This is a genomic window from Streptomyces sp. NPDC050439 (genome assembly GCF_040655335.1).
In the GTDB taxonomy this organism is placed as follows: domain Bacteria; phylum Actinomycetota; class Actinomycetes; order Streptomycetales; family Streptomycetaceae; genus Streptomyces.
The window spans coordinates 173,534-185,545 of record NZ_JBFAJT010000013.1 but is presented as its reverse complement, the minus strand read 5'-3'; the positions used below and the strand labels follow the sequence as shown (position 1 = coordinate 185,545).

Annotated in this window: 11 protein-coding genes; 9 read left to right on the top strand and 2 right to left on the bottom strand. The window is 69.1% G+C overall.

The window, feature by feature from the left end:
* The coding region (locus AB0I66_RS40405) for a DNA-directed RNA polymerase subunit alpha C-terminal domain-containing protein (protein ID WP_363213066.1) at positions 1–440 on the top strand (440 nt) is incomplete at its 5' end.
* 86 nt (positions 441–526) lie between these two features.
* Here the strand turns inward: AB0I66_RS40405 and AB0I66_RS40400 are convergent.
* A complete protein-coding gene (locus AB0I66_RS40400; protein WP_363213065.1) occupies positions 527–1,507 on the bottom strand; it encodes a helix-turn-helix domain-containing protein in 981 nt (326 codons plus the stop codon).
* 291 nt (positions 1,508–1,798) lie between these two features.
* Between AB0I66_RS40400 and AB0I66_RS40395 the strand changes: the two genes are divergently transcribed.
* The 8 genes from AB0I66_RS40395 to AB0I66_RS40360 all read left to right on the top strand — a co-directional run bounded on the left by AB0I66_RS40395 (position 1,799) and on the right by AB0I66_RS40360 (position 10,662).
* Entirely contained in the window at positions 1,799–2,623 is an 825-nt protein-coding gene (locus AB0I66_RS40395) for an alpha/beta hydrolase (RefSeq protein WP_363213064.1), read from the top strand.
* A 186-nt stretch (positions 2,624–2,809) separates the two neighbouring features.
* A complete protein-coding gene (locus AB0I66_RS40390) occupies positions 2,810–3,640 on the top strand; it encodes an alpha/beta hydrolase (RefSeq protein WP_363213063.1) in 831 nt (276 codons plus the stop codon).
* Positions 3,641–3,654: 14 nt separating this feature from the next.
* Entirely contained in the window at positions 3,655–4,449 is a 795-nt protein-coding gene (locus AB0I66_RS40385) for an alpha/beta hydrolase (RefSeq protein ID WP_363213062.1), read from the top strand.
* 92 nt (positions 4,450–4,541) lie between these two features.
* Positions 4,542–4,970 (top strand): VOC family protein, encoded by a 429-nt coding sequence (locus tag AB0I66_RS40380; protein ID WP_363213061.1) that lies wholly within the window; start codon positions 4,542–4,544, stop codon positions 4,968–4,970.
* An 87-nt stretch (positions 4,971–5,057) separates the two neighbouring features.
* Positions 5,058–8,060, top strand: coding sequence for an AAA family ATPase (locus AB0I66_RS40375; protein ID WP_363213060.1), 3,003 nt, complete (start codon positions 5,058–5,060; stop codon positions 8,058–8,060).
* Between the two features lie 97 nt (positions 8,061–8,157).
* Positions 8,158–8,541, top strand: coding sequence for a hypothetical protein (locus AB0I66_RS40370; RefSeq protein WP_363213059.1), 384 nt, complete (start codon positions 8,158–8,160; stop codon positions 8,539–8,541).
* A gap of 155 nt (positions 8,542–8,696) precedes the next feature.
* Positions 8,697–9,677 (top strand): helix-turn-helix transcriptional regulator, encoded by a 981-nt coding sequence (locus tag AB0I66_RS40365; RefSeq protein ID WP_363213058.1) that lies wholly within the window; start codon positions 8,697–8,699, stop codon positions 9,675–9,677.
* Positions 9,678–10,068: 391 nt separating this feature from the next.
* Positions 10,069–10,662, top strand: a complete 594-nt coding sequence (locus AB0I66_RS40360; protein ID WP_363213057.1) for a DinB family protein — start codon at positions 10,069–10,071, stop codon at positions 10,660–10,662.
* Between the two features lie 71 nt (positions 10,663–10,733).
* Here AB0I66_RS40360 and AB0I66_RS40355 read toward each other — a convergent pair whose 3' ends face one another.
* Positions 10,734–11,855, bottom strand: coding sequence for a helix-turn-helix transcriptional regulator (locus tag AB0I66_RS40355; RefSeq protein ID WP_363213056.1), 1,122 nt, complete (start codon positions 11,853–11,855; stop codon positions 10,734–10,736).
* Between the last annotated feature and the right edge of the window lie 157 nt (positions 11,856–12,012).

Here is a 12,012-nt window from a genome sequence, read left to right as displayed (position 1 = left end):
ACGTCGAGACCAAGCAGGCCATGCGCCCGCGTGACGCCATGGCGTCCGCCGGCAAGACCCTGGTCGAGCTGTTCGGTCTGGCCCGCGAGCTCAACGTCGACGCCGAGGGCATCGACATGGGCCCCTCGCCGACGGACGCGGCCCTGGCCGCCGACCTGGTGCTGCCGATCGAGGACCTGGACCTCACGGTCCGCTCGTACAACTGCCTCAAGCGCGAGGGCATCCACTCCGTGGGTGAGCTCGTGGCCCGCTCCGAGGCGGACCTGCTCGACATCCGCAACTTCGGTGCGAAGTCGATCGACGAGATCAAGGCGAAGCTGGCCGGCATGGGCCTCGCGCTCAGGGACTCGCCTCCCGGCTTCGACCCCGTCGCCGCCGTGGACTCCCTCGCCGCCACGGACGACGCGGACGCCGGTTTCGTGGAGACCCAGCAGTACTGATCGCTGATCCTGGTCGCGCGGTCCGGCAGTCACTGCCGGACCGCGCGACCAGTCGCATGTCCGAACAGGACATCACTTGTCGCTCATCACTCGTCCGATGACGGGCTCGCCCCGGCTGCCGGGTGGTGGAGGCGGCGCCACTGGCGAGGCGTGACGCCGTAGGTCTGGTGGAAGCGGCGGGAGAAGTGGGCCGGGTTGGTCAGGCCCCAGGACCGGGCGACGGCCTCAATCGTGCGGTGGGCGTGCTCGGGAAGGGCCAGGTCGCGGCGCGTGCCTTCCAGACGCCGACGGATGATCCATTTCTCCAGGCCGAGACCGCCTTGCTCACAGAGCCGGTAGAGGGTCCGTACGGAGATGTTGTGGGCCGCGGCGATGCTCTGCGGGGTGAGCCCGGGGTCGGTCAGATGCGCGCGGACGTAGGCGAGGATGCGGGTCAGGAGGGTGTCCTTCGCGACCGTCCGCCGGGTGCGTTCGTCGGCGGACACCGAGACGACGAGGGCGCGGGTGAGTTCCAGCGTGGCCGAGCCGAGCGCCTCGGCACCGGGGGTGTCGCTGAGCTGGTCGGCGCGCTGATGCAGGCTTCGCAAGTGCTGCAGCAGCAACGGCGCGACACTGCTGTGGTGCAGTAGCGGTATCGCGGTCCGCACCAGGTGTTCGGGCAGGCCGAGACGTTCGGTGTCGACCATGAAGGCGACGGACACCCCGGCCCCGGACCACCCGTACTCATAGCCGGCGGTCTTGTGCGCCAGCGCCAACGCGTCGGGTCCGACGCGTTGTTGATGGCCGTTCCAGGAGAAGGACCCCGTCCCATGGCTCTGGGTGATGATCGAGACGGTGTTCATCGAGTCGAATCGCGAGTGGCGCGGGGTGCGCCAGATGCGCATGCCGGAGCCGCGCGTGGCGAACAGGGTCAGCGGGCCGAAGTTCCAGACCTCCAGCCTCTTGCGCACGCCGGCCGCGGGATGTTCCTGCTCGACGGAGCAGCTGCCGCTCTCCCCCACGGCGACGGCGTGAAATGCCTCGATCCGGTCGGCGGCAGGTAAGTCCTCCGTGTCCAAAACCAGCATGGCCCCCCAGGACGGCGGCAGCGGCCTTCCCGCTGCCGTGCCGTCTCCCGGATTCTTCAGCACGGCGGGCGACTTGGGCAGGCAGATTCAAGTACCGCTGAGACACGTGTGCGTGCTTCCTCCTCTCTCGCCACAGCAGCCACCGGGTCGATCGCCACCTTGGCGCTCAGGGCACAGTTCTCGGCACGTACGGCAAAGAACGGGGCCCCCGTCACTGGCACGATCCCCCTCACCGAAGACGGGCCCCACACCGAAATCCACGCCCACACGGCTGCTGACGGGAGCGCTCCCATGCGCAACTTCATCACGACCCACGACGGCACGGAGATCTTCTACAAGGACTGGGGCAGCGGGCGTCCGGTGGTGTTCAGCCACGGCTGGCCGTTGAACGCAGACGCCTGGGACGACCAACTGCACCTGGCCGCCTCGCACGGCTACCGCGCGATCGCCCACGACCGGCGTGGCCACGGCCGCTCGAGCCAGCCGTGGGACGGCAACGACATGGACACCTACGCCGACGACCTCGCCCAGCTGATCGAGGCACTCGACCTGCACGACGCCGTCCTGGTCGGGCACTCGACGGGCGGCGGTGAGGTGACCCGCTACATCGGCCGGCACGGTACGTCCCGAGTGTCCAAGGCCGTCCTGCTGGGGGCCGTGCCGCCCCTCATGCTCCAGACCGACACCAATCCGCAGGGCCTGCCCATCGAGGCGTTCGACGCCATCCGTGCAGGTGTGTCCGCCGACCGGTCGCAGTTCTACGCCGAGTTGAGCTTGCCCTTCTACGGATTCAACCGGCCCGGTGCGAAGGTCTCACAGGGGGTCTCGGACGCGTTCTGGCTGCAGAGCATGCAGGTCGGGCTCAAGGGCGCCCTTGACTGCATCCGCGCGTTCTCCGAGACCGACTTCACCGAGGACCTGGGACGCTTCGACGTCCCCACCTTCATCGCCCACGGCGACGACGACCAGATCGTGCCGATCGTGGCGGCAGGCCTGGAGTCGGCCAAGCTCGTCAAGGACGCGACGCTGAAGGTCTATCCGGGTGCGCCGCACGGTCTCGTGGGCGCCTTCAAGGACGAGTTCAACGCCGACCTGCTCGCGTTCCTCGCCTCCTGAGCCCCACCAGGCCGCGAACGGCCACCAACACCTGGGCGCGGACCCGCACCGCATCGCGCTGCCGCCAACGCGCGCCCCACACCCACACCGCACCCGCACCCGCACTCGCACCTGCACCCCGCACGCCATCGCATCGCCCAGCCGGCACCTCCGCACCGTCCAGCCCTCTGCCTGAAAGGGTTCGTCATGCGTGTACCTGCCCCGCGCCGTCTGCTGACGGCACTGGCCGCAGTCGTCCTCCTCGTCACCGGCTCGGTCGCCGCCCAGGCCACCTCCCACACGTCCGTGCAGGCCCAGGAGAAGGAGCCGAAGCCGACCGTCGTCCTGGTGCACGGGGCGTTCGCCGACGCCTCCGGCTTCAACGACACCATCGCCTTGCTGCAGAAGGCGGGCTACCCGGTCATCGCACCGGCCAACCCGCTGCGGGACACCGCCGGCGACGCCGCGTACATCTCCAGCGTGGTGGACACCATTCCCGGCCCGGTCATCCTGGCCGCCCACTCCTACGGCGGCGTCGTCATCACCAACGCCGCGCGCGGCCACGCCAACGTCAAGGCCCTGGTGTACATGGGGGCGTTCGCGCCCGCCGAGGGCGAGAGCGCGCTGCAGCTGGCGGGCCAGTTCCCCGGCAGTGAACTGGCCCCCGCCCTGGTCCCCCGCGACTACCCGATCCCCGGCAGCAAACCGGGCACCGACGGCTACATCGACGCCGCGAAGTTCCGGGCCGTGTTCGCCGCCGACCTGCCCGCCAACCAGACCCGTCTGATGGCGGCCACCCAGCGCCCCGGCAGCGTCCAGGGCCTCAGCGGACCCAGCGGTGTGCCCAGCTGGAAGACCATCCCGTCCTGGTACCTGATCCCGACCCAGGACAAGGTCATCCCACCCGCCGCCCAGCGGTTCATGGCCAAGCGCGCGGGCAGCAAGGTGACCGAGATCCGGTCCTCGCACGTGGTGATGATCTCCCACCCGGAAGCCGCCGCGAAAATCATCAAGGCGGCCCACGCCGCCACCCGTTGAAGGAGCGAACGCTCATGAAACCGGACACCATCGTCCTCATCCACGGCTTCTGGGTGACACCCCGCAGCTGGGAACACTGGATCACCCGCTACCAGTCCCAGGGGTTCCGCGTACTGGCCCCGGCCTACCCCGGTTTCGAGGTGGAGGTGGAGGCGCTCAACGCCGACCCCACCCCCATCGAGGAACTCTCCGTTCCCTCGATCATCTCGTCACTGGAGAAGCTGATCGACGGCCTCGGCACCCAGCCGATCATCATGGGCCACTCCGCGGGCGGGGTGTTCACCCAGATCCTCCTCGACCACGGTTACGGCAGCGCGGGAGTGGCCATCAACTCCGCGCCCACCGAAGGCGTGACGACGGTCCCTCTCTCGCAGCTGAAAGCGACGTTCCCGGTGCTGAAGAACCCGGCCAACCGTCACAAGGCCGTCGGGTTCACCTACGACCAGTGGCGCTACGCCTTCACCAACACCTTCCCCGAGGACGAGTCCCGCGCCCTGTACGAGCGCTACCACATCCCCGCCTCCGGCCATGTGTTCTGGGGCAGCGCGCTCGCCAACATCCACCCCGGCCACGCCGACTCCTACGTCAACTACCGCAACGACGACCGGGCTCCGCTGCTGTTCGTCTCGGGCGAGCACGACCACCTGATGCCGCCGAAGATCCAGCAGTCCAACGCCAAGCACTACAAGTCCGACAACACCGTCACCGACATCGTCGAATATCCGGGACGCAGCCATCTGATGCCCGCCCAGGAGGGCTGGCAGGAAATCGCCGACCACGCCCTGACCTGGTCCCTCGACCACACCTGACCGACACCCGGGCCATTTGCGCCGAAGCTGTCGCGCATGACGTCGCGACATCCCTGGTGTCGCTGAGCGGCACCTACGCCTACGGTGACCCGATGACGTCGATCAAGAAGTTCCAAGTCACCTTCGACTGCGCGGAACCCGAGCGCCTCGCCCGTTTCTGGTGCGAGGTGCTCGGCTATGTCATACCTGCGCCGCCGAGCGGGTTTGACACATGGGAGGAATACAAGCGCTCCCAGCCACCTGAGCAGCAAGACGCGTGGTGTGCCTGTGTTGACCCCTCGGGCGAGGGGCCGCGGTTGTACTTCCAGCGCGTTCCCGAAGGGAAAGCCGCCAAGAACCGGGTGCATCTCGACGTGCGGGTCGGCACCGGACTCGTGGGGGAAGAGCGGCTCGCCGCGCTCGAGGCCGAGTGCGCCCGGCTGGTCCCGCTCGGGGCGATCCACGTACAGACGCTGTATGACGGCACTGATTCGTGCATTCCGATGCTGGACATCGAGGGCAACGAATTCTGCGTCGACTGAGCGGACTTGCCCGCATGCCTGTGCGCCGGCCCGGGGGACACCGAACCCGCTGTCCTCCACCGCGTACGAGGTGCCATGCTCAGCGCTGTGCACAGTAGTCATACAAGTCCCGTCCTCGTGGGTCGCAGCGCCGAACTGGCCACCCTCGGCGAAGCCTTGTCCCGGGCGGACGCCGAGGAGTCCGGTGCCGTCTTTTTGGGCGGCGAGGCCGGAGTGGGCAAGACCCGGCTGCTTCGGGAATTCCTCGGCCGGGCCGCCGCGGGAGGGGCCGTCGTCGCCCTGGGCGGCTGCGTCGAAACCGGTGCCGACGCCCTGCCGTACCACCCCGTCTCGGCGGCCCTGCGCTCCCTGCGCCGACAGCTCGGCGCGGAACTGGACGCCGCCGTCGCCGGGCAGGAGGGCGAACTCGCCCGGCTCCTGCCCGAGCTCGGCGAGATGGACCGGGAGCGCGCCGAAACCGACGGCCGCGCCCGCCTCTTCGAGCTCACCGTCCGCCTCCTCGAACGGCTCTCCACGGACCGGACTCTCGTGGTGGCCCTCGAGGACCTGCACTGGGCCGACCGCTCGACCCGCGAGCTGCTCAGCTACCTGCTGCGCGCCCTCACCGACAGCCGCCTGCTGATCGTCGCCACCTACCGCACCGACGACCTGCACCGCCGCCACCCGCTGCGCCCCGCCCTCGCCGAGTACGAGCGGCTGCGCACCGTCACCCGCCTCGAACTCCCCCGCTTCGAGCGCCCCGAAGTGCGCCGCCAGCTCGCCGCCCTCCACGGCGAGGCCCCCTCCGAGCAGCTCCTTGACCGGGTCTTCGCCCGCTCCGAGGGCAATGCCTTCTTCGTCGAGGAGCTGGCCCGCAGCATCCTCGGGGGCTCCCCCGGCGGCCTCAGCGACTCCCTGCGCGACCTGCTGCTGGTCCGGGCCGAAGCCCTGCCGGAAGAGGTCCATCGCGTGGTGCGGATCGCTGCCGAGGGCGGCTCCGAGGTGGAGTTCCGGCTGCTGGCCACCGTGACGGGCCTGCCCGAGGACGAGCTGATCGAGGCCCTGCGTACCGCTGTCGGTGCCGCCGTCCTGCAGCCCTCCGACGAGGGCGAGTCCTACCGTTTCCGCCATGCCCTGATGCGCGAGGCCGTGGCCGGTGACCTGCTGCCCGGCGAGCGCTCCCGGCTCAGCCGCCGCTACGCCGAGGCGCTGGAGGCCGACCCCACCCTCGTACGCTCCGAGGAGCGCGCCGGACGCCTTGCCGGCTACTGGTTCGACGCCCGCGACCCCGCCAAGGCGCTGCCCGCCGTGCTCGCCGCGGCGGGCGCCTCCCGCGGCCGCCACGCGTTCGCCGAGCAGCACCATCTGCTGGAGCGGGCACTGGAGCTGTGGGACGACGTTCCCGAGGAGCTGCGCCGCCAGGCGATGCGACAAGGTGTCGACGACGGCCTGTGCCCGGCCATGTCTCCGGACGCGCCCGGCGACTTCGTGGACCTCCTCGCCGCGATCACTGTCGCCGCGCGTCTGACGGGAGAGCGGGAGCGAGCGCTCGCCATCTGCAAGCGGGCGCTGCGCGAGCTGGCGGACACCGACGCCCTGCGGGCAGCCTGGTTCTGGACCGAGCGCTACCAGCTGATGCGCGACCTCTCCCGCTCGGACGGCTGGGACGAGATCGCCCAGTCCCTGAAGCTGCTCGAAGGCCTGCCGCCGTCCGTCGTCCACGCCTACGCACTCACACATGCGGCGCACTGGTACGTCGTGCACCAGCCCGGGGCGAAGGCCATCGAGATCGCACAGCAGGCGGTGGAGCTATGCCGTGTGACGGACGCGGAGACCAGCGGTCTCACCGCGCGGCACACCCTTGCCTGGCTGACCATCCACGCGGGCGACGTCGAGACCGGGCTCGCGCAGGCCCGGGACGTATGCGCCCAGGAACTGAAGCCCGGCAACGCCAACGCCCTGCTGCACGGCTTCGGCAACCTGTCCACGGCGCTGCACGGCCTCGGCCGTTACCGCGAGGCCTTCGAGGTCGCCGAAGAGGGCAGCGGGCTTGCCGAGCGGTACGGGCTGCCGGACGTCGCCTCGTTCATCGACGGCAACCTCGCCGAGTCCCTCCTCCAGCTCGGCCGCTGGACCGACGCCGACGACGTGCTCGACCGGGCGTCCGGCCGCCGCGGGGTGAGCTCCCGCACCCAGGCCCAGATCGCCGAGCAACGGGCCGAACTGGCCCTGGCCCGAGGTGCGTACGCCGAAGTCCTGCGCCACCTTGAACACGCCGGTGGCCGGGCCACCGGCGCCCACCCGGAGCTGCAGCACACCCTGTCCGTCGCCCGGATCGCCATCGCGCTGGCGGCCGCCGACGGCCGGATCCTTGACGTGCGCTCGCTGCTGGAGAGGGCCGTCGGCGAAGCCATCGCCCCCGGCCACCATCGCTACGGCTGGCCGCTGCTGTACGAGGCTGCCGCGGCGGAGGCGCGGGCCCGCGGGCTCGCCGTCGCCGGGCCGGGGCGCGCGGCGGCGGTGCAGCGGATCCGCGAGGCCATGCAGGGCCAGCCGGAGTTCGTACCGCTGTGGGCGACGCAGTCCCAGATGATCCAGGCCGAACTGCTCACCGCCGAGGGGTACGACGCGACCGCCCGGTGGACGCAGGCTCTCGCCGCCGGCGAGCAGTTGGAGGCCCCGGTACTGGTGGCCACCGCCTGGCTGCGGCTCGCGGAGAGCCTGATCGCCCAGGGCGGCGCCGGTTCCCGTACATCGGCAAGCGAGCTGCTGCGACAGGCCAATGCCGTAGCGGGCGAGTTGGGCGCGGCGCCGCTCGCGAGGGAGATCACCGCGCTGGCCGACCGTGCGCGGATACCGCTGCACGAGGCCGAGGGAGGGGCGGCGTCCCTCCCTCCGACACCGGCGGCGGCGCTTGGCCTGACCGGCCGGGAGCGGGAGGTGCTGCGCCTGGTCGCCGCCGGGCGAAGCAACCGGCAGATCGCCGGGGAACTGTTCATCTCGCCGAAAACGGCGAGCGTGCACGTCTCCAACATCCTGGCCAAGCTGAACGCTTCGGGCCGCGGGGAGGCCGCGGCGATCGCGCACCGGTTGGGGGTCTTTGACACGTGAGCACTAGCGGATCGCCTCGCTGACCGGTTGAGTACTTTGATTGCTGTGGCTGCTGTGGCTGCTGTGGCTGCTGTGGCGATTTTTTTGGGGGTGCGGGATGGGCCTGATGCTCTTTCCCGGGGACGACGACGTGGCGGGCCCGGATGTCTCCTGGTCGTACACCGGCTTCAGCATGTTCAGGACGTGGCTGGCCCAGGCCGAGGGCTTCTCGCTCGCCGAGATGGCCGGCTTCGGCGGCGACCGCCAGTGGTCCGACGTCTCCACCACGCTGGCGCCCCTGCTCAATCACCCGGACGACGAAGGCCCTGACCTCACGCCCGCGCAGTGCGCGGCGATGTTGCCGCGACTGGAGGCGATGCTCGACCAACCACAGCCCGAAGAAAGTGACTTCGTCCTCCGACGGCGCATCGAAGACGTCAGCGAGTTGGTCGCCGTCCTGCGGATCTGCGTGGACAAGAACGTCGGGCTCCTCTTCGGATAACTCCACCGGACATCACCGGACATCATCGGGCCGAGCGGCTTCGCGGCTGGATGCGGTACCTGTCTCCGGTCCGCGGTTCCGAGTAGATTCGGTGTGCCGGTCGACGCGGTGACGCGAGGATCGACGGCTCGTGTCGCTAGGCCAAGGGGGCGGCTGTGGGCGCTGCGTCGAAGGATGTCCGCTTGATACGGAGCACTCTCACCACCAAAGAGACCGCGCTCGCCCGGGAGTTCATGGACGCCTCCTACGGTACGAGCCTGCGGCTCAGCGGCCGCCTTGAGGGCGAGGACCTGCGGTTCTGCCGTGTGGGTACCGACCAGTTCACTGTCGACCACGTGGCGCTTCCCGGCACGCTGCACTTCGCCTGCGACCCACTGAGCCGTCTCGTGGTGAGCGTGGCCAGCCAGGGGAACCTGGGAATCGACTTCCCGGGTCACAGCGACCGTCCCGGACCTGCGACTCCCCTGCTGACCCCTTGCGGGAAGCCCTACCGGGTGGTGTGCGAGGCGACGGTGACGCAAGTGACCACCATCGACACCGTCCTCCTCCACGACACGCTGGGCACCCTTCCCGAAGACCGCGCCCAGCTGCGCTTTCTCGAACTGCAGGCTCCGGACCCTGCCGCGGCCCGGCTGTGGCAAGCCGCGACCTCGTTCGCTTCCCACCGGCTCGACGGCGTGCAGTCGGTGCCGGCCCTGCTGTCCGGGCAGATGGCCCATCTGCTCGCCACGACCTTGCTGGCTGTGTTCCCGCACCAGACTGCCGACCATCGCCAAATCGACAGTACCGATGCGACACCCGCGACGTTGCAACGCGCCCTCGCCTACATCGACGCCCACGCCCACCAAACCATCACGCTCGCCGACATCGCCCGAGCCGCGTACGCGTCCCCCCGAGCCCTGCAACAGGCCTTCCGCCGCCATCGCGACACCACACCGCTCGCCTACCTGCGCCGAGCCCGCCTCGAACAGGCGCACCGCGAATTGCAGGCCGCCACCCCGGACACTTCAACCGTCACCCAGATCGCCGCGCGCTGGGGATTCGCCCACACCAGCCGCTTCGCGGGCCACTATCGCGACGCCTTCGGCCAATCCCCGGCCATGACGCTGCGCCAGAACACCACCCACCGCGCGTGAGACGGCCGCACATGCGACAACGCTCACACCAATACAGACAACACATCGACCGCCACCGCAGACCCGCCGTCCACGCGGTCCTCGTGGGCCCACTCCCGCAAAGCCCACTGCCGCCGCGTGGACGACCTTTCGCCCGGCTTGCTGAGCCTCGCCGTCCACGGCACACGAACCGCGCGCCGCAGGCGGGCCGTTCGGGGTCCGGGAAGCGGCCGGCCTGGGCGCACCGAGTTGGCCCAAGCGACCATCTTTCCGCTCTGCCAGTGCAGCCGTCTGCCCAGTAAACGCGGCGCCCCGTCCAGAAAACGCGCTGTCGCCACTGAGGGCTCACGTAGATGTACAGGCACCTACGGGATCTTGAGACCTCGAACGGCCCATGGCAGGCTCACGCCGCATGATCGACGATTTCGCGAAGGACCACCTGCACACGAGACTGCGGCGGGACCGCACGGCGCTGCTCTGGAAACTCGACGGCCTGTCCGAATACGACGTCCGCCGACCTCTGACAGCGACCGGGACCAATCTCCTCGGCCTGGTCAAACACGTGGCCACCGTCGAGGCCAGGTACTTCGGCGAGGTCTTCGACCGCCCCTCCCCGGAACCGCTGCCCCGGTGGCAGGACTCCGACGGCAGCGATCTGTGGGCGGCCGCGGACGAGACCCGCGATCAGATCATCGATTTCTACCGGCGCACGTGGACCCACTCGGACGCGACGATCAGCGAGCTCCCCCTCGACGCCCCCGGCCACGTGCCGTGGTGGTCGGAGCCTTCTCCCAACACGAACCTGTTCGCCGTCATCGTCCATGTCCTCGGCGAATCCATCCGGCATGCCGGGCACGCCGACATCCTGCGCGAGAGCCTCGACGGCCGAACCGGAGTACGCCCCGAAAACGAGCAACAGATCGACGAACAAGCCCGCGCGGCCTCCTACGCAAAGATCGAACAGTCCGCCAGGTCAGCCGCACCCATACGTGGCTTCGCCGTCTAAAGTGCACCGGTTACCAAGTGCTCCCCTAACGTGAGCGCACAAGGGCCAGACACCGAGGGCGAGTTAACGCCTCAAGGAGTGATCGTCGCGGACGTGTCCCGGACAAGCGCTGAGAGGCCCGCAGGAACTGAGGCTGCTTGCCCGACGACTTGCAGCGCATCCCGCAAGAGGCGGCGGTTCCTGCCTGAGCTGATGACGCCCAGAAGAGGCAAGATCTTATGGACTTCCTCCTCGACCTCTCGCCACGCTTTCCCTTGCGCATAACTGCGCACAAGCGCAATGCGGTAAAGCATGGCACCCCTCGGTGTGGCGCGTTCGAGCGCCTCGTGAAAGGTGTGGATAGCCGAATCCAGATCGCCGAGACTCAAGAAGGCGTGCCCCGAATGACCCCTGACCTCTTGCTCGTTCACCCACCATGTCCACTCTGGGTCTCGCGGATCCAGGGAATCCTCGAGCCCCACACGTGCCGCGTTCAGGTCGACCAAGGCGCGTCCGCGTTCCCCTGTCTGCGCAAGTGCCCTGCCACGCCTGACCCGTGCGAGCAGTGCCACGCGTGGAGGGACCCGGCGCTGCGACAAAAGCTCGTCGGCAATGCGGCGAACTCCCCCCGGACGATCTCGCTCCGTGTCGAGCATGGCGAGCATGTCCAGGGCAAACCACTCAAGAGGCCGCTCACCCGTGTGACGGGCCAGCATGTGCGATTCGAGAAACGCGTTGCGGGCGGCGGCGTGCTCCCCAGCATCGAAGAGAAGCCATCCAGCGACTTCCGCGGCTTCCGACACTGCGGTCAGGTAGCGCCGCTGCGCCGCGCCCGGGATCTCTCCGTCATCAAGCCTGCGCTGGGCAGAGCGCCACACCTGAACGGCGACGGGCGCCACAGAGTCCCCGCCGTACTGGTCGGCGTGTCGAAGAGTGAATGCAGCACTCTCCCTTATGTGCGAGACATCTGAATCCGGCCCCGCGAACTCGATGGCTGGGACCGCACTTCCAGGTGCAGCTAACTTCATCAATTCCCCGCCGGCCTGGAGGAAATCGTCCAGCATTTCGGCCAACCGGACGGAGGGGCTTTGGTGGCCATTGGAAACACGAGACAGATAGGCCACGTTGTAATTGAGCGCACGGGCAGTGGCGCGCAAGCTCATCCCTCTGTCCGTGAGGAGTGCGCGGAGCTTGCTTCCGAAGTCGGCGCTCATGAACTTCCCCTGGTGTTGACCGTGTCCTCCAGCGTAGCTGTCAACGGCTGTCAACTCCCGCTGGCGCACGCCTGATGGCAAGGATGGCGAGACAGACCCCGGCGACCGTGCGACGGGCCCCGGGGCATGGTCAACGCTGACAAGGGGCGTCAACATG

Bases quoted from the DNA above. Each gene is read 5' to 3' on its own strand.
- AB0I66_RS40360 (WP_363213057.1), top strand. From the start codon at position 10,069: ATGATCGACGATTTCGCGAAGGACCACCTGCACACGAGACTGCGGCGG.
- AB0I66_RS40355 (WP_363213056.1), bottom strand. From the start codon at position 11,855: ATGAGCGCCGACTTCGGAAGCAAGCTCCGCGCACTCCTCACGGACAGA.
- AB0I66_RS40390 (WP_363213063.1), top strand. From the start codon at position 2,810: ATGCGTGTACCTGCCCCGCGCCGTCTGCTGACGGCACTGGCCGCAGTC.
- AB0I66_RS40380 (WP_363213061.1), top strand. From the start codon at position 4,542: ATGACGTCGATCAAGAAGTTCCAAGTCACCTTCGACTGCGCGGAACCC.
- AB0I66_RS40395 (WP_363213064.1), top strand. From the start codon at position 1,799: ATGCGCAACTTCATCACGACCCACGACGGCACGGAGATCTTCTACAAG.
- AB0I66_RS40400 (WP_363213065.1), bottom strand. From the start codon at position 1,507: ATGCTGGTTTTGGACACGGAGGACTTACCTGCCGCCGACCGGATCGAG.
- AB0I66_RS40385 (WP_363213062.1), top strand. From the start codon at position 3,655: ATGAAACCGGACACCATCGTCCTCATCCACGGCTTCTGGGTGACACCC.
- AB0I66_RS40370 (WP_363213059.1), top strand. From the start codon at position 8,158: ATGGGCCTGATGCTCTTTCCCGGGGACGACGACGTGGCGGGCCCGGAT.